The following is a 16,153-nucleotide window of genomic DNA, read 5'->3' on the forward strand; positions in this document are numbered from 1 at the left end:
TTTCCACTCAAGTAAGCATTAAGTTAGAAAACAAGTCACCTCTATGTTACAGGATGTAAAAAGATGTTGAATTCCAGGGATAAGAATTCGTTGAACTCACCCATTCATGCTATGACCATTGACGTTGAAGACTATTTCCACGTAGCCGCACTCAGCCAGGTTGTCAGCCCTTCACAATGGGATATGCAGCCGTCACGGGTTGTAAATAACACGCAACGATTATTAAAGCTTTTCGACGAAAAAAACATCAAGGCGACGTTTTTCATTCTGGGTTGGGTAGCGGATAAATTTCCGGACCTAGTGCGTGACATTGACCAACTAGGACATGAAATCGCTTCACATGGTTACAGTCACCAACTGATTTATTCGCAAAGCCAATCTGTATTTCGGGAAGAAACTTACCGTTCTAAAGAAATCCTAGAAAATCTTACACAAAAACCTGTTCTGGGATATCGAGCGGCAAGCTATTCCATCACAAAAAAGTCGTTATGGGCATTGGATATTTTGAGTGAACTGGGTTTTACATGGGACTCCAGCATATTCCCTATTTATCACGATAATTACGGTATTCCTGACACACCTGATCAACCCTATTTGATTCGAACCCGAAGTGGGGGAGAGATCCGGGAATTCCCAATTACATCCGCAAAAGTGTTAGGTTTGTCAGTGCCTGCTGCAGGTGGCGGCTACTTCCGCCAATTCCCTTACCCACTATTTCGTTACCTGTTCAAAACAGCAAGTGCAAACAATACAGTTCCAAAGATTTTTTATTTGCACCCATGGGAAATTGACGCTGACCAACCCCGGTTTAATGAAGCCAGCTGGTTCTCTCGGTTCCGCCACTACACTAATTTAGATAAGTGTGAAAACCGACTGACTCGTCTGATCGACGACTTTCAATTCGGCACCCTATCCGAAAGCCTTGATCGCTACCAAAATACTGAAACCTACACCAATCTGGAAAACGCATTGGTTAGGCTCGCCTGAATTAATTTGTAAGGAAACATTATGACTCAGCAACACAATCGCACCGTCTCCGTGATCGGTTTGGGCTATGTCGGCCTGCCTGTCGCTGTTGCCTTTGGCAAACAAAAGCAAACGGTAGGCTTTGATATCAACCCAAAACGCATCGCAGAGTTGCGTAATGGTATAGACAATACCCTGGAAGTTAGCGCGGATGAGTTAGCCGCGACAGATATCCTGTTTACCGCAAATGCAGAAGACCTGCGCAAAGCAGATTTTCACATCATCGGCGTTCCAACACCGATCAACGATTCAAAGCAACCAGACTTAACACCGCTGATAAAAGCATCTGAAACAATTGGCCCCCAATTAAAAAAAGGCGATATCGTCGTTTATGAGTCCACCGTATACCCCGGCACCACGGAAGAAGACTGTGTACCGGTTTTAGAGCGTACGTCAGGCCTGGTATGTGGTCAGGACTTCTTTGTTGGTTACTCCCCTGAACGCATTAATCCAGGCGACAAAGAACGGACTTTTACCAATATTCTAAAAATTGTATCTGGCCAGACTCCTGAAATTCTTGAAATCGTCGCGAAAGTCTATGAATCCGTCGTCAAGCCCGGTGTCCATCGTGCAGCCAGTATCAAAGTGGCCGAAGCAGCGAAAGTGATCGAAAACACGCAACGTGACCTGAATATTGCGTTGATGAATGAGTTATCGATTATTTTTAACCATATGGGCATTGATACACTTGAGGTATTGGAGGCCGCTGGCACGAAATGGAACTTCTTACCGTTCCGTCCAGGCTTGGTTGGTGGACATTGCATTGGTGTCGACCCGTACTATCTTACCCACAAGGCAGAGAAGCTTGGCTACCACCCAGACGTCATTCTTGCCGGCAGACGTATTAACGACGGTATGGGTGAGTATCTTGCCGGACAAGTCGTGAAGGAAATGATTGCGCACAACCAACCGGTTAAGGGTGCCAAGGTGGGCATCCAGGGCATAACCTTCAAGGAAGACTGCCCTGACATCCGCAATTCCAAGGTCATTGACGTTATCCGCGCACTTCAAAGCTGGGGGCTAGAAGTGATCGTGCACGATCCTCATGCAGACTCCGCTGATACCGAGCATGAATACGGTATTCGTCTAAGTGACAATAGTGAATTTACCAATCTTGACGCCGTCGTCACTTGCGTTGCACACCGCGAATACCGCAGTATGACTTCGAGTGATTTTAAACAGATGCTGAAGCCACAGGCCGGTGTGTATGACATCAAATCCATTATGGATCGAGACAGCTTTGCACGTGAAGGCGTGCGCTTGTGGCGTCTGTAAACACATAGTTTTGAGGAAATCGTCATGTACCTAGACCATTTTGGCTTCGAGCGTCATCCGTTCCGAATGGCCCCGGAAGAAGACTTTCTCTATATGTCGCGACAGCACTCAAGAGCCTTCGTTTTTATGGACTCCGCCGTCTGGAGTCCTGAAGGTTTTGTCGTGATCAGCGGGGAAATAGGCTCTGGTAAGACAACATTATTGAAAAAAATGATTTCGGACATTAAGGACGAAGTCACTTTGTTTCACATCGCTTACACAAATTTACAAGGCGATGACCTGTTTCAGTTGATTATGCAACAGGCTGGCATACGTGTTGCCGATAGCAATAAGGTATCCATGCTGTTTGCCATCAATGAGCATTTACGCCAACTGGCAGCCCGTGGGACACCAGTCTTGCTGGCGATAGATGAAGCACAGAACCTCACACATGAGAATCTCGAAGACATCCGAATGCTTGCCGGCATGGAGGGTCCGAACGGACCGATTCTTAGGGTCATCCTGCTGGGACAACCGGAATTAAAAGATAACATCGCCGATATTCCACAGTTGACGCAACGAGTTAAGCTCTTTTTTCACCTGGAAGGCCTCTCGTTTGAAGACACCCAACACTATATCTATCACCGTCTGACTGTTGCGGGATTCACCAATAAAGAATTGTTTCCGGAACCGATCATTAAACTCATTCACGAGAATTCCAACGGCATCCCTCGGCTGATCAATAAAATCAGTGATGGATTATTGCTTTGTGCATTTGCAGAAGACAGGTTCACACTGCAAGGCACTGACATTGATGAAATTCGCCATGAGCTGCTGGTTTCGACGGATGATATTATTCAGACCCGATCCAAAAAGGCGGCGGCAAGTGAAGCCACTGCGGCTGCTCAGTCTGCCGCTAATGGCAACGCGTTGGAGCGTATTGCCATGGCACTGGAAGGTATCGAAGCAAAATTGGATCATCTGGTGGACGCCAACAACCCAAAGATTCGACTCTTTGAGGAGGCCCGCAAGCGGCTGAAAGACGGCAATTAGAACGGGTTGGCTGTCAGCTGTTATTGACACATCAATCAGGTGAAACATCAGGACCGCGCTTGGCGGTCCTTTTTTTTGCCATTAAGGTGAGTGTTAAAACAAGGAACAGAGATGGCTATGAAACTAACATCACTACTTGGCAACTCCCAGAAACTAGACGGCGGAGCCATGTTTGGCAATGCGCCAAAAGCCTTGTGGCAACAGTGGTATCCATGCGACGAACAAAATCGCATACATCTGCAATGTCGCTGCCTGTTAGTACAGGAAGACGATCGGAACATTCTGTTTGAAACCGGCATAGGTGCTTTTTTTGAACCAAAGCTGAAACAACGCTTCGGTGTACAAGAAGACGAACATTGCCTACTCAACGCTCTATCTGAGTTGGGGCTCTCACCCAGCGATATCGATATCATAGTACTTTCACACCTACACTTTGATCATGCGGGGGGGCTATTGAAGGCCTACCAAGAGCTGAAAGCGCCCACACTCGCTTTTCCAAACGCACAAGTCATAGTTAGTGAAACAGCCTGGCAACGAGCGCTGAACCCGCATGCCAGAGATAAAGCCTCCTTTATTGCAGACCTTCAACCACTGCTCGAAGCATCCGGACGATTGGAGCGGGTCAGGGGTACACGCAGTGCTCTGTTGGGCGACCGTTATCGGTTCCACTACAGCGACGGCCACACTCCAGGCATGCTATTGACGGAAATCGAAACAGATGACGGCGCATTGGTGTTTGCGGCCGACCTGATCCCAGGCACCGCCTGGGTACATTTGCCCATTACCATGGGTTACGACCGGTTTCCAGAAATGCTGATTGATGAAAAACGCAGGCTGTTGGCAGACTTACACGCCAGAGGGGGCCACCTGTTTTTTACCCATGACCCGGAAATTGCGTCGGCGGCATTGCAACAGGATGATCGCGGTAAATTTTCAGCAGCGAACGCTGTACACAAGCTGGCTTAATCCAGATAAATGGTTATATCCAGTGCAGAGCTTTCATCACCACCAGCCCAAAACTGGTGGTGAACAGACTGCATACCGTGGTGACCGCGATTATACTGGCGGCCAAACTGGCATTCCCCCCCATCGCACGTACCATCATGTAACTGGCTGCCGCCGTTGGGGTTGCCATCATCAGATACATCACACCGAGCTCCATACCACGGAAACCTAGCAGATACGCTACAGTCGCCGCGAGGTATGGAATCACAATCAACTTTAAGACCGATGCCCAGGCGGTAACCTTGCCAGCCGAGACAAAACCAGCCCATGAAAGGCTGGCACCAATACTAAGCAAGGCCAGCGGCAACGTCATCTGAGCAAGATACCCCGCTGACTCCACGATAAATTCAGGCACATGAATCCCTGATACCCGCCAGCAACCGGCGATAACAATTGCAATAATCAGAGGGTTTTTAACCAAGCTTGTTAGGGTAGACAACACCACATTGGTGCTTTCGCCCGATTGCTTCCAGCGATTTAATGTCACCACAGCCAACACGTTATACAACAAAGACAGGGCCGCCAAGTAAATGGACGCGAGTGTCGCCCCCTCGGCACCAAAGGCACTAATGCAGAAACCCAAACCCACTATACCCATATTGCCGCGAAACGAGCCTTGCACGAAGACACCACGCTCCTCGCGAATGGCTGTGACCCAATGGCTGAGAATCGATAACACGACAAATGATGCCAGCGTAAACACGACACCAAAGCCGATTATTGTCCAATTGATACCTGAGTCCGCGTCGGCTTTGACAATACTGACGAACAGCAAAGACGGTAAAGCCACATTGAATACCAATTTAGATGCGCCCTTATTAAAAGGCTCATTAATCCAGTCCAGACGCATAAACAAAACGCCGAGCAAAACCAGAACGGCAATGGGTAGAGTAACTTGCAGTGAAAACAACAATAATGACAACACAGCTGGCTCCAGGAAAGATAAGGCTGATTCTTAAGAAATGGCATTAAATAGATTGCGACGAATGTCGACCAAGGTGGGCTTCAGAGGCGTCTGCATCTGGCTTTGCAGTGTATCAGAAGTCAATAGTCAGGACTGCAATGCAGACCTGACCATAATCAATAGAACTGGCAATTATAGACGTTCGAGATCAGCTTCAATTTCCGCGATCTTTGCACTGACAACCTTTTCCAAGTGGCTCAGGTCAGACAAAATCTTCTTCTTCAGATCCACTTCTTTCAAAACTTCACGCTTGGCGATCTGATCCAGTTCTTCTATGACGTACCGCAACGTCGATGCGATTTCACTGGTGTCATTGTAAGTGCCGGTGCCACTATCAACTTTCACTCGCTTTTGTTGACGCGGGTACTTGAATTTTTCACTGCGTGCAAAAAGGTCTCCCTTATCGCGCGAGTAATAGATTTTAAGTACATCACTTTTGCCTTCAGTACGAACGGTATATTTCTCGATGCGATCAACGTCGGTAATGCCGATAGCGGTTAAATTTGGGTACATGCATTCATCTCTTCACAGGGTTGGGTATAACGGACTGTTATCATTTAAGCCTAGACTAATATGAACACCTTTCCAATACGCGTGTCACATAGAGGAAAGGCTGGCTTGCTTACGCCTCGTAGTGATCAGTTTACAATCGATTAACGTACCCATCCGATGGCAAAATGAATAGCTGGTAATAAGGCCACATCGGCCGGATCATCCACTTTAAACAGCAACGCCGCGCCCAGTCCGAAGCTGACGTTGAATGTTTTCCAGCGCCAAAAATAGCCATGATCAATACGCGTTCGCAGTGCACCCTGCGCGTCAAGTCCGCACTGCTCCTGATCAATATCCCATAAACAGTAGGAACCTTTGTCGGAGTCATAGTAGCGCCCATCATAAACATCCTGACTGTAACCGACTTCAAAACCGGTCACCCAACCGGGCTGATAGGTTTGTTGCTCAAAGTAAGTCGCGCGTATACCGACATCGTAAAGTGGTTGATCGGTCGCCGAACGCGCATAGGGACCCACCGCCCAATGACTGTTAAGTTTCATATCGACAGCCAAATCAACATATTGGCTGCCGACGATCATAAATGGATCCGTCTGGATATTTAAAAAATCATCCGCTCGGCTAAACAATGGAAGTGTCAGCAGGAGTAGCATCACGCTCTTTTTCAATGTCATTTCAAAATTCCTTCTCATCAGCGTTAAAAGGCGCGGCCAATTGCGATTTCCCACGCGGGCAACATCCACGACTGAAATCCGTCATATCGGCTATCAGACATTTGCTCTGATTCCACCAGAAACTGCACCCCGATACCAAAGTTGGCATATATATCGCGCCAGAGAACCTGATATGTCTGTGTCAGCTTCAAGCGTGTTCTGGCGTAACGCGCGGACTGCAGATCCACCTTCACCATGGCATTGGAATGCCAACCGCTTGCAAAGACCCCCTCCTCAAACCAGTCCAGACGCACGCCAATTGAAGTCTCGTCCTGATTGTCAAAGCTTCCCCAACTGGCATCGTCCAAATGCCAAAACATCAGCCCAGCCGAAACCATCGACGATATCTGCCGATCCAGTTGCACATTCGCGTAACCGGCAGCCGCCATGGTTGGATCAATATGAACTTTATAATCAGGCTGTTCAGCAAGTGCCGACCCCGCACCCAACAGCCCCCCGACAACACCAAACAATGTACTGATTTTCATGAAAGATCCTTCTGTGCACACCACGAATAGTGCCAATATAATACACGCAATAAAAAATCAAAAACAAACAAAGATCAATAATACGCAACTTCAATAATAATTGACGGCAACTATACTGAATTTATTCAAATCACGACTAAAAAGCAGTTAGGATGATTCCCATTATTGTCGACCAAACTGAAATTTATGGCATTACACCTGAGACTTTTACAAATCGAAATGTATTTACCTAACGTATCTTCCACATCGGATTTACATCGCGCGTTGGGGCCACTTAAGCGGTTCTGCAAAGAACAGGATAATATTGCGTTGTCGATCGAATCATTCGATACCAACGACCGCGGACAGTTTTCCCTGATTGTTGCCGGTAACGACAAACGTAATGTCGAACAGGAAAGTGAACATCTGCTGGCGTGGATTGAATCCCGGATTAACGGGCAAAGCCTAGCATCGAACATTACCTGGCTGTAGACAGCGCGCGATCGGTTCGAACTTTGTTACAATTTACAGCTATTCTGAAACAAATCTAAAAAACTATACGGAGAGCAGGTCAGGATGAATCTGTATTGGATTCCGCTACTAACGTTTATCGGGTGCTTTATCCCGCTGGCAACTGTCAAATGGGGACGCAGTCTCTGCACGGCAGCGACAGCTTTGTTTCCAGCACTGGCGCTGCTCATTGTGCTGCAGAATCTAGGTGCGGTCCTGCATGGCGAAGATATACGCTTTAGCCAGTCATGGATTCCAGCCCTTGGTCTGGACATCAGCTTTCGGCTGGATGGCCTGTCATTGCTCTTTGCGTTGCTGATTCTGGGCATTGGTCTATTGGTTATTCTATACGCCCGCTATTACCTATCCGAAAAAGAACAAATGGGACGATTTTACGGCTACCTGATGCTGTTTATGACCGCGATGATCGGATTTGTCTTGTCCAACAATTTATTACAGATGTGGTTTTTCTGGGAGCTGACCAGCATCAGCTCATTTCTGTTAATCAGTTATTGGCATCATCGCAGTGACGCCCGCAAGGGCGCGCGTATGGCGCTCACCATTACTGGTGCTGGGGGTCTGGCGCTACTAGCCGGTATTGTCTTAATTGGGCAACTGCTCGGTTCCTACGATCTGGATGTCGTGCTGAACAGCGGCGATGCGATCCGTGACGCTGACAACTACTTGGTCATCCTTGTTTTGGTATTGCTCGGGGCCTTCACCAAATCGGCACAGTTTCCGTTTTACTTCTGGTTGCCTCACGCTATGGCGGCACCGACGCCGGTCAGTGCGTACTTGCATTCAGCGACCATGGTAAAGGCTGGTATATTCCTAATGGCCCGGATGTTCCCGGTCTTGGCTGGTACCGAAAGCTGGTTCCTGATCGTCAGCATCACAGGCTTATTAACGTTGCTCATTGGTGCCTACATGGCATTGTTTAAGCACGACTTGAAGGGTTTACTGGCCTATTCGACCGTGAGTCATTTGGGTCTTATTACTCTGCTACTGGGCATCGGTACCGATCTGGCTGCTGTCGCCGCTGTGTTCCACATTATCAATCACGCTACCTTTAAAGCGTCGCTGTTTATGGCCGCCGGAATTATCGATCACGAGACCGGCTCAAGGGATATGCGCCAATTGAACGGGCTGTGGAAATACATGCCACAAACGGCCACGCTGGCGATGGTCGCCGCGGCCGCTATGGCGGGTGTTCCGTTATTGAACGGATTCCTTTCCAAAGAAATGTTTTTTGCCGAAACACTGGATCAAAGTACGTTGGGTTCCATTTCCTGGATGATCCCCGTATTTGCCACCATTGGTGCCGCGTTCTCAGTAGCCTATTCGTTACGTTTCATTCACGACGTCTTCTTTAATGGTGAGCCGGTCGACTTACCGAAAACGCCCCACGAACCACCTAGGTACATGCGCGTGCCGGTCGAAATACTGGTTGGACTATGCTTGGTCGTCGGTATATTCCCGGAGCAAACCGTGGGCCATCTGCTGGCGGCGGCCTCAACGTCGGTTCTTGGCGGCTATTTGCCAGAATACCATCTCTATATCTGGCACGGACTGAATCTACCGTTCATCATGAGTATTATCGCGATGGCCGGTGGCGCTGTTTTGTACCTGAATAGACAACGCCTGTTTCGCTTTCAAGCGCATTTCCCTGAGCGCAATGAAAGCCAGTTATTTGATACGTCCGTTAAAAAACTGCGCGATTTCATCCGTGTCTTTTTAGCCTGGTTTGATAACGGCTCAACGCAGCGCTCTGTTTTCTGGCTGCTTTTTCTGGCCCTGGCTTTTACCTTGTTTCCATTAATGCAGTTAAATACCACTGCGGGGCACAGGCCACAGATTCCTGTGGATACTGTTATGTTAGCGGGTGCCACCTTACTCTGCGTTGCGTCTATCGCGACAGTGATCTGGCATCATTTGCGTCTGTTAGCGTTGTTGTTACTGTCAGTCGTTGGCATGATCGTTTCCATTGCGTTTGCCCTGTTCTCTGCACCAGACTTAGCACTGACTCAGTTGTCGGTTGAAGTCGTCACCATTGTCTTGTTGCTGCTTGCGTTATATTTCCTACCGCAACGCATACGAAATTACTCCTCACCAAGCCGCATTGTGCGCGACCTGTCTTTGTCTGTGCTGATCGGAGGAGTGGTGGGCACGATCACCTATGCATTAATGACTCGTCCGTTTGATACCATTTCGGGTTTTTTCACGGAAAATGCCAAGACCCTGGGTGGTGGCACCAACATTGTAAACGTCATTCTTGTCGACTTCCGGGGCTTCGATACCTTTGGTGAAATCACAGTACTTGGAATTGCTGCATTGGGTATTTATAAGCTGATTGCGCGTATGCGCCTATTCCAACTGCACGCCGATACCAATGGCCTGCCCTGGACAGAGGACAAACACCCGATTATGTTTCAGATCATCTCACAAGCGTTGTTGCCTCTGGCGCTGATGGTTTCGGTGTACATTTTTTTACGCGGTCACAACTTACCGGGTGGCGGTTTCATTGCGGGCCTGATTACCTCGGTCGCGATCATTCAGCAGTATATCGCACGGGGTTATGTCTGGTTGCAGGATCGCATCCGCATTAATTATCTCACCCTGATCGGTACCGGGCTCAGTATTGCCTTTCTGACCGGCGTCGGGAGTTTTATCTGGCAGCAACCGTTCCTGAAAAGCTGGCACGATTATGTGCACATTCCGCTGATTGGCGAGATTGAACTAGCCAGTGCCATGGCCTTTGACCTGGGTGTGTATCTCACCGTGGTCGGGGCGTCGATGTTAATTTTGGCGAACCTGGGCGGTTTGACCAGCAGTGAACGACTGCGCGTGGAGGATGATCAATAAGATGGAATTAATATTTGCATTGTGCGTCGGCATCTTAACTGCCTGCGGCGTTTACCTGACCTTACGTGGCAGCACATTTACGGTGGTCATTGGGCTGACTTTACTGTCTTATGCCGTGAATCTGTTTCTGTTTGCCAGTGGTCGCCTGGCATTAAATGCTGCCCCCATACTCAAGCAGGCAGAGCAACACACGGACCCGCTGCCACAAGCTCTGGTACTTACCGCCATCGTCATTGGCTTCGCCATGACCGCCTTTGCTGTCATCCTCGCCATGCGTGCCCGAGCTGACTTGGGTAACGATCACGTCGATGGGAATCCTCCGGAGTTGGAACAGACTCTGCAACATAAGGATAAGCGCTCATGAACCACTTGACAATTGCGCCTATTCTTATTCCATCCATCACTGCCATCTTAATGTTGTTACCTCCGCTTGCCGAACGCATTGTGTTGCAGCGCTGGTTGGCCTGGGTCAGCTTTGTCCTTTTATTGGCAGCGAGTACCGCATTGTTGCTACAGGTAGATCAGCAAACCCAAGTTTATTTGCTTGGAGGTTGGCAGCCACCCTTTGGCATTATGCTTTTGGCAGACCGGCTCTCAGTAATGCTGGTGACCTTAACGGCGTTTTTGGCGTTGTGCGCTTGCTTGTATGGCTCTGCGCATGAAGAAACCACCGGTCGCTTTTTCTATCCGTTGTTTATGTTTCAGGTCATGGGTATTAACGGCGCTTTCTTGACCGGCGATATTTTCAACTTGTTCGTCTTTTTTGAAGTCCTACTGATCGCAAGCTATGCGCTGTTGGTGCACGGCGGAGGCAAGGAAAAAACCAAAGCCAGTTTCCACTACATAACGCTAAACCTACTTGGCTCTGCTTTTTTTCTGATTGCGCTGGGTACGCTGTACGGAACCGTCGGAACGCTTAACATGGCGGATCTGTCTGCCAAAGTGCCATTGTTAGCCGCAGAAACACAGGCGATTGCCAAAGCCGGTGCCTTACTGCTGCTGTTGGTGTTTGGTTTAAAGTCGGCAATGATGCCTTTGCAATTCTGGCTCACTAGAACCTACGCGGCTGCAGCAGCTCCAGTAGCCGCGCTTTTCGCTATTATGACCAAGGTCGGCCTGTATTCTATTTACCGGGTTTTCGGTGGAATTTTCGGCGACAGTGCCGGAGATCTGGCCAACATTGCGACACCATGGATATGGCCGCTCGCCATAGCCACGCTGGTTTTTGGGATGCTGGGGGCCATAGCGGCACCTTCGTTGCGCTTGTTGACCGCCAATATGGTGTTGATCTCAGTCGGCACGCTGCTGCTCAGTTTTGTTATGAATGGCGGTCAATCACTCGCCGCAGGCCTCTACTACCTGATGCATTCAACGCTCGTAGCCGCGGCACTTTTTTTACTCGCGGATCAAATCCACGTTCAGCGCGGTCATGCCCAAGACCGCTTCGTGGTGTCTCGCCCTATGAAGCAGGCAGGTATTCTGGGCGCGTTTTACTTCACCGCCGCCATCGCGATCATTGGCTTGCCACCGCTGTCTGGTTTTGTCGGCAAGGCGTTACTTTTACAGGGCGTCACTGATTCCTCGGAGAGGATCTGGGTCTGGAGCAGCTTACTGATCAGCAGCCTGTTTGCGCTCATTGCCTTCAGCCGAGCTGGAACCTCGCTATTCTGGCACTTGTCGGGTAGCAAATCGGGCACTGAAGTCGCCAAACTAGCGCAATTGGTCGCCATTGCACTGCTGTTATTGGCGTCGCCGTTATTAACCCTCTTCGCTGGACCAGTCACATCCTTTACCGAACGAGCCGCACAGGATATTCGCCAGAGCACCGTACTCGTCCAACAGGTGATTGCAGAATCTGAGGAGTTAACTTATGACACCCACTAATCGCTCATGGATACCAAGCACATTTAACTTCGTACTGCTGTTTGTGGTTTGGTTACTTTTGACCAATAGCTTTACGATCGGCAACATTCTTTTAGCGACGTTTCTGGCTTGGGGCATTCCTTTTCTGATCAGTGGACTGCAATCGGAAACGTCTCGGGTCAAAAAACCACTTAAAGCGGCTCAGTATCTATTCATCTTGTTGTGGGACATCATAATCTCCAATGTTGTGGTTGCGCGCCAGGTGTTAGGCAACACCCACCATCTGCAGCCGGGCTTTCTAGCCATTCCTCTCGATCTGACCGACCCGCTTCCCATAACCTTGTTAGCTAGTACCATCTCGCTGACGCCCGGTACCGTCAGTACCGAAGTGTCTGTCGACTTGAAAACGTTGTATGTCCACGCGTTGAATGTCGATGACGAGCAAATTCTGATCGCCAGCATTAAGCAGCGTTATGAATCGCGATTGAAGGAGATTTTCGGATGCTAGAAAACACAGTCTTGGCGGTCAGTGCGGCCATCGGCGTATCGCTGCTTCTTAACCTCTGGCGCTTCATGAAAGGGCCACACATGCTGGACCGTATATTGGCACTCGACACCATGTACATTAACGCCATTGCACTCATCGTTTTGCTGGGTATCTACATGGGCTCACCGCTGTATTACGAAGGTGCGCTACTCATTGCAATGTTAGGCTTTGTCAGCACATCGGCGGTATGCAAATTTATTTTGCGTGGCGACATCATCGAATAGGTCGGAATAACATGATAATTCTCGAATATTTAACGGTTATTTTTCTTTTAATTGGCGGTTTTTTTCTGCTGGTAGGGTCCATCGGTTTGTTCCGCTTACCGGATTTCTACATGCGACTGCATGCACCGACCAAAGCGTCTACCCTGGGGATAGGGTCCATTCTCGTGGCATCCATCATTTTTTACAGTTTCAAAGGAGATGGCGTCAGCATCAAAGAATTTCTCATTACCCTGTTTATGTTTTTAACGGCGCCCATTACCGCACACATGCTGTCGAAAGCTGCACTGCATGTACGTCAACCGCCGCGGCCAGACACTCTCAATATCGATCAGTTGGAAAACATCCGTGATCGAAAATAGTCGAAACCACTGGTTAGAAAGACTATCGGGTGTTAACGGTCAGCAAGAACAATAAAATTAGTGCCGGTAAACCAGATCCAGCGCTGCATGCCAGCGTTGCAGTTTTTTCTGGAATGGCATTGCAGCATAGGCAGGACTGGTCGATGGCAGGGTGAGAACGCTCACTTCTCCTTGCGTCGAAATCCCACTGAAGTGCTTGTTAAATTCCCGACCCGCAGTACCACCATTCAACAAGATCAACGCGACCTCCGGGTGTGACTGCAACCAGTCGGCAATTGGGTTCACCTGAATCGTTTGCGTTCTTATCTCACTGTCGAGGCTGCCTGGTCGCTCGCAACGCTGCAACACGTCCCACAGAGCTACCTGATGACGATTCAATTGAGCCAACCTCGTCTCGTAAGCCAACGTCGGATTAAATTGAAAATACGCACCCATGATCGGCCAGAAAGCATTGCGCGGATGCGCGTAATACTGAACGGCCTGCAATGAAGCCACGCCGGGAATCGACCCTAACACCAGAACCCGTGCTCCGGACTTTGCTTCAGGCTCAAAGGATTGAATCAGCGACACTGTTACAACGCTTGAAGATTGGCGTATTGCAGCATAAGCGTGCGTTCTTTTCCATCATCAAAAGCCACCATGACCCGGGTCTGTGCACCGCCACCTTCTGCATTGACAATGACCCCTTCGCCAAACATGGCATGTGACACTCGCTGACCTATGGCCAGCCCGGCATCTTCGACGGCGATCTGCTGCTGCATGCCAAAATCGACCGGTCGTGAAACAGTAGAGCGCAAACGTACTTCACTGACCAACTCCGCCGGAATTTCACGCACAAAGCGTGACAGCGTATTGAAGGTTTCGCTGCCATAAAGACGGCGGCTCTCCGCGTACGTCAGGGTCAGTTCTTTCCGCGCCCGGGTAATGCCAACATAAGCCAGTCGCCGTTCTTCCTGCAGACCGCCAGGATCACCCATCGACATTTTGTGCGGAAACAGATTTTCTTCAAGTCCGGCCAAAAACACATGATCAAACTCCAGGCCCTTGGCACTGTGCAAGGTCATGAGGTTTACACTGTCTTCAAATTCATCCGCCTGCGCATCGCCTGCATCCAGTGAGGCTTCGGAAATAAACTGCGCCAACAATTCAGCAGAGGTATCAAAATCCAGTTCGGTCGAAAAGCTTTGCGCCGCACTGATCAACTCATTCAGGTTTTCGACCCGGGCCCGACCCTTCTCCCCTTTCTCTTTCTGGTGATATTCGATCATGCCGGAGGCATCGTTAACGAACTTAACCATGTCGCCCAGATCATTCTGCTCCAGCACCGCCGCATCCATATCGGTGATCAATTGCATGAAGTTTTCTAACGCATTGGCCGCCCGCTTGGCTAAAACCGTATTGGTCAATGCCATTTCCGCCGCCTGCCATAAGGAGCAACCCTGATCACGGGCCAACACCCGCAATGTTTCCAGAGTTTTATTGCCGATACCGCGCGGTGGCACATTCAGGATACGCTCCATCGAAGCATCGTCCTGCCGATTCAAAATCAATCGTAAATAAGCCACCGAATTGCGAATTTCCATTCGCTCATAAAAGCGGACGCCGCCATAAATGCGGTAAGGCACCTGCAAATGAATTAACGACTCTTCTAGCACGCGGGACTGGGCATTAGATCGATACAGTAACGCAATCTGTGTGGGATTGACGCCGGATTCTATTAACCGGTTCATTTCATCGGCGATATAACGGGCTTCGTCCTGCTCATTAAACCCCGCATACAGACGGATCGGATCACCTTTTTCACCATCTGTCCATAAGTCCTTACCCAGTCGCCCCTGATTGTTCTGAATGACCGAATTGGCCGCTGCCAGAATGGTGGAGGTCGAGCGATAGTTCTGTTCCAACCGCACCACCTCAGCATTCTGGTATTCCAATTCAAAACTCTGGATGTTCTCGACTTTCGCGCCGCGCCAACCGTAAATGGACTGGTCATCATCACCGACAATGGTCATGCTGAGCTTATCGCCAATCAACACTTTCAACCAAGCGTACTGAATGTCGTTGATGTCCTGGAATTCGTCTACCAGCACATGAGTAAAGCGCGACTGATAGTGCTCCAAAACGGAAACGTCGTTCAACCACAATTCGTGGGCGCGCAACAGCAATTCGCCAAAGTCAACCAAACCACTTTGCTGGCAGATTTCTTCATAACGGGTGTAGATTTCTTTAACCGTGTCCTGATACCAATCCCCGTGCGTCAGCACATACGCTGCCCGGCGACCTTCATCTTTCTGTCCATTAATAAACCACTGCACCTGTTTCGGCTGAATACGATCATCGAGAATGTTCATCTCTGCGATGATTCGTTTTACCAGCCGCAATTGGTCATCACTGTCCATCACCTGAAAATTTTGCGGTAATTTCGCCTGCTGCCAATGCGCTTTCAGTAACCGATGAGCCAAACCGTGAAAGGTGCCAATCCACAACCCATGAGATGAAGTTTCCAGCAAAGTCTCAATCCGGCTTTTCATTTCTCGTGCCGCTTTGTTGGTAAAGGTGACCGCTAACACGCTGTAAGGCGAAGCCAGCCCAGCCGCAATCAGCCAGCCGATACGATGAGTCAACACTCGGGTTTTACCGGAACCTGCGCCGGCCAATACCAACAAATTCTGAGCATCACTGGTGACGGCTGCACGTTGTTGAGGATTCAGGGTATCAAGTTGTAATGAGTTCATGACGGGCTACTGTATATAAAAACAGGCAGAGTGTATCAGATGCGAGTATTTTTCACAGGGG

The 16,153-nt window shown here is 49.2% G+C and carries 17 protein-coding genes; 11 read left to right on the forward strand and 6 right to left on the reverse strand.

What is annotated here, in order from left to right; genetic code table 11:
• Nucleotides 1–63: 63 nt before the first annotated feature.
• The 4 genes from IYN85_RS14120 (at nt 64) to IYN85_RS14135 (ending at nt 4,299) form a co-directional block, all read left to right on the forward strand.
• Nucleotides 64–987 (forward strand): XrtA system polysaccharide deacetylase, encoded by a 924-nt coding sequence (locus IYN85_RS14120; protein WP_196159550.1) that lies wholly within the window; start codon nt 64–66, stop codon nt 985–987.
• 21 nt (nt 988–1,008) lie between these two features.
• Nucleotides 1,009–2,301, forward strand: coding sequence for a nucleotide sugar dehydrogenase (locus tag IYN85_RS14125; RefSeq protein ID WP_196159551.1), 1,293 nt, complete (start codon nt 1,009–1,011; stop codon nt 2,299–2,301).
• 24 nt (nt 2,302–2,325) lie between these two features.
• Nucleotides 2,326–3,333, forward strand: a complete 1,008-nt coding sequence (locus IYN85_RS14130; protein ID WP_196159552.1) for an ExeA family protein — start codon at nt 2,326–2,328, stop codon at nt 3,331–3,333.
• A gap of 111 nt (nt 3,334–3,444) precedes the next feature.
• Nucleotides 3,445–4,299 (forward strand): MBL fold metallo-hydrolase, encoded by an 855-nt coding sequence (locus IYN85_RS14135; protein WP_230390741.1) that lies wholly within the window; start codon nt 3,445–3,447, stop codon nt 4,297–4,299.
• 13 nt (nt 4,300–4,312) lie between these two features.
• Here the strand turns inward: IYN85_RS14135 and IYN85_RS14140 are convergent, their stop codons facing one another.
• From IYN85_RS14140 to IYN85_RS14155, 4 genes are all read right to left on the reverse strand, one after another.
• A complete protein-coding gene (locus tag IYN85_RS14140; protein WP_196159553.1) occupies nt 4,313–5,263 on the reverse strand; it encodes an AEC family transporter in 951 nt (316 codons plus the stop codon).
• A 171-nt stretch (nt 5,264–5,434) separates the two neighbouring features.
• Nucleotides 5,435–5,815 (reverse strand): DUF3461 family protein, encoded by a 381-nt coding sequence (locus IYN85_RS14145; protein WP_196159554.1) that lies wholly within the window; start codon nt 5,813–5,815, stop codon nt 5,435–5,437.
• A 140-nt stretch (nt 5,816–5,955) separates the two neighbouring features.
• Nucleotides 5,956–6,486: a hypothetical protein gene (locus IYN85_RS14150; protein WP_196159555.1), complete on the reverse strand. Its 531-nt coding sequence runs from the start codon at nt 6,484–6,486 to the stop codon at nt 5,956–5,958.
• A gap of 23 nt (nt 6,487–6,509) precedes the next feature.
• The gene (locus IYN85_RS14155) at nt 6,510–7,013 is read right to left on the reverse strand and encodes a hypothetical protein (protein ID WP_196159556.1); all 504 of its coding nucleotides are present in this window, start codon (nt 7,011–7,013) and stop codon (nt 6,510–6,512) included.
• A 186-nt stretch (nt 7,014–7,199) separates the two neighbouring features.
• Between IYN85_RS14155 and IYN85_RS14160 the strand changes: the two genes are divergently transcribed.
• The 7 genes from IYN85_RS14160 (at nt 7,200) to IYN85_RS14190 (ending at nt 13,357) form a co-directional block, all read left to right on the forward strand.
• Complete coding sequence (locus IYN85_RS14160; protein WP_196159557.1) at nt 7,200–7,484, forward strand: hypothetical protein; 285 nt, start codon at nt 7,200–7,202, stop codon at nt 7,482–7,484.
• 84 nt (nt 7,485–7,568) lie between these two features.
• Complete coding sequence (locus tag IYN85_RS14165) at nt 7,569–10,364, forward strand: monovalent cation/H+ antiporter subunit A (RefSeq protein WP_196159558.1); 2,796 nt, start codon at nt 7,569–7,571, stop codon at nt 10,362–10,364.
• Between the two features lies 1 nt (nt 10,365).
• Nucleotides 10,366–10,728 (forward strand): Na+/H+ antiporter subunit C, encoded by a 363-nt coding sequence (locus IYN85_RS14170; RefSeq protein ID WP_196159559.1) that lies wholly within the window; start codon nt 10,366–10,368, stop codon nt 10,726–10,728.
• Entirely contained in the window at nt 10,725–12,248 is a 1,524-nt protein-coding gene (locus IYN85_RS14175) for a monovalent cation/H+ antiporter subunit D (protein WP_196159560.1), read from the forward strand. Before IYN85_RS14170 ends, IYN85_RS14175 begins: the two co-directional genes overlap by 4 nt.
• On the forward strand, nt 12,235–12,735 hold the full coding sequence (locus IYN85_RS14180) for a Na+/H+ antiporter subunit E (RefSeq protein WP_196159561.1): 501 nt from the start codon (nt 12,235–12,237) through the stop codon (nt 12,733–12,735). Before IYN85_RS14175 ends, IYN85_RS14180 begins: the two co-directional genes overlap by 14 nt.
• Nucleotides 12,729–12,998, forward strand: coding sequence for a K+/H+ antiporter subunit F (locus IYN85_RS14185; protein WP_196159562.1), 270 nt, complete (start codon nt 12,729–12,731; stop codon nt 12,996–12,998). Before IYN85_RS14180 ends, IYN85_RS14185 begins: the two co-directional genes overlap by 7 nt.
• A gap of 11 nt (nt 12,999–13,009) precedes the next feature.
• Complete coding sequence (locus IYN85_RS14190) at nt 13,010–13,357, forward strand: Na+/H+ antiporter subunit G (RefSeq protein ID WP_196159563.1); 348 nt, start codon at nt 13,010–13,012, stop codon at nt 13,355–13,357.
• Nucleotides 13,358–13,414: 57 nt separating this feature from the next.
• Here IYN85_RS14190 and IYN85_RS14195 read toward each other — a convergent pair whose 3' ends face one another.
• Nucleotides 13,415–13,927, reverse strand: a complete 513-nt coding sequence (locus IYN85_RS14195; RefSeq protein ID WP_196159564.1) for a DNA-deoxyinosine glycosylase — start codon at nt 13,925–13,927, stop codon at nt 13,415–13,417.
• 2 nt (nt 13,928–13,929) lie between these two features.
• Nucleotides 13,930–16,092 carry a DNA helicase II gene (gene uvrD, locus IYN85_RS14200; protein WP_196159565.1) on the reverse strand — a complete coding sequence of 721 codons (2,163 nt, stop codon included), beginning with the start codon at nt 16,090–16,092 and terminating at the stop codon, nt 13,930–13,932.
• Nucleotides 16,093–16,153 lie beyond the last annotated feature (61 nt).

It is taken from the genome of Reinekea sp. G2M2-21 (genome assembly GCF_015687175.1).
In the GTDB taxonomy this organism is placed as follows: Bacteria; Pseudomonadota; Gammaproteobacteria; order Pseudomonadales; family Natronospirillaceae; genus Reinekea.

What these genes read in the sequence shown, in the direction of transcription:
- IYN85_RS14120 (WP_196159550.1), top strand. Translation starts at nt 64, where the DNA reads ATGTTGAATTCCAGGGATAAGAATTCGTTGAACTCACCCATTCATGCT.
- IYN85_RS14125 (WP_196159551.1), top strand. Translation starts at nt 1,009, where the DNA reads ATGACTCAGCAACACAATCGCACCGTCTCCGTGATCGGTTTGGGCTAT.
- IYN85_RS14130 (WP_196159552.1), top strand. Translation starts at nt 2,326, where the DNA reads ATGTACCTAGACCATTTTGGCTTCGAGCGTCATCCGTTCCGAATGGCC.
- IYN85_RS14135 (WP_230390741.1), top strand. Translation starts at nt 3,445, where the DNA reads ATGGCTATGAAACTAACATCACTACTTGGCAACTCCCAGAAACTAGAC.
- IYN85_RS14145 (WP_196159554.1), bottom strand. Translation starts at nt 5,815, where the DNA reads ATGTACCCAAATTTAACCGCTATCGGCATTACCGACGTTGATCGCATC.
- IYN85_RS14150 (WP_196159555.1), bottom strand. Translation starts at nt 6,486, where the DNA reads ATGACATTGAAAAAGAGCGTGATGCTACTCCTGCTGACACTTCCATTG.
- IYN85_RS14155 (WP_196159556.1), bottom strand. Translation starts at nt 7,013, where the DNA reads ATGAAAATCAGTACATTGTTTGGTGTTGTCGGGGGGCTGTTGGGTGCG.
- IYN85_RS14160 (WP_196159557.1), top strand. Translation starts at nt 7,200, where the DNA reads ATGGCATTACACCTGAGACTTTTACAAATCGAAATGTATTTACCTAAC.
- IYN85_RS14165 (WP_196159558.1), top strand. Translation starts at nt 7,569, where the DNA reads ATGAATCTGTATTGGATTCCGCTACTAACGTTTATCGGGTGCTTTATC.
- IYN85_RS14170 (WP_196159559.1), top strand. Translation starts at nt 10,366, where the DNA reads ATGGAATTAATATTTGCATTGTGCGTCGGCATCTTAACTGCCTGCGGC.
- IYN85_RS14175 (WP_196159560.1), top strand. Translation starts at nt 10,725, where the DNA reads ATGAACCACTTGACAATTGCGCCTATTCTTATTCCATCCATCACTGCC.
- IYN85_RS14180 (WP_196159561.1), top strand. Translation starts at nt 12,235, where the DNA reads ATGACACCCACTAATCGCTCATGGATACCAAGCACATTTAACTTCGTA.
- IYN85_RS14185 (WP_196159562.1), top strand. Translation starts at nt 12,729, where the DNA reads ATGCTAGAAAACACAGTCTTGGCGGTCAGTGCGGCCATCGGCGTATCG.
- IYN85_RS14190 (WP_196159563.1), top strand. Translation starts at nt 13,010, where the DNA reads ATGATAATTCTCGAATATTTAACGGTTATTTTTCTTTTAATTGGCGGT.
- uvrD (WP_196159565.1), bottom strand. Translation starts at nt 16,092, where the DNA reads ATGAACTCATTACAACTTGATACCCTGAATCCTCAACAACGTGCAGCC.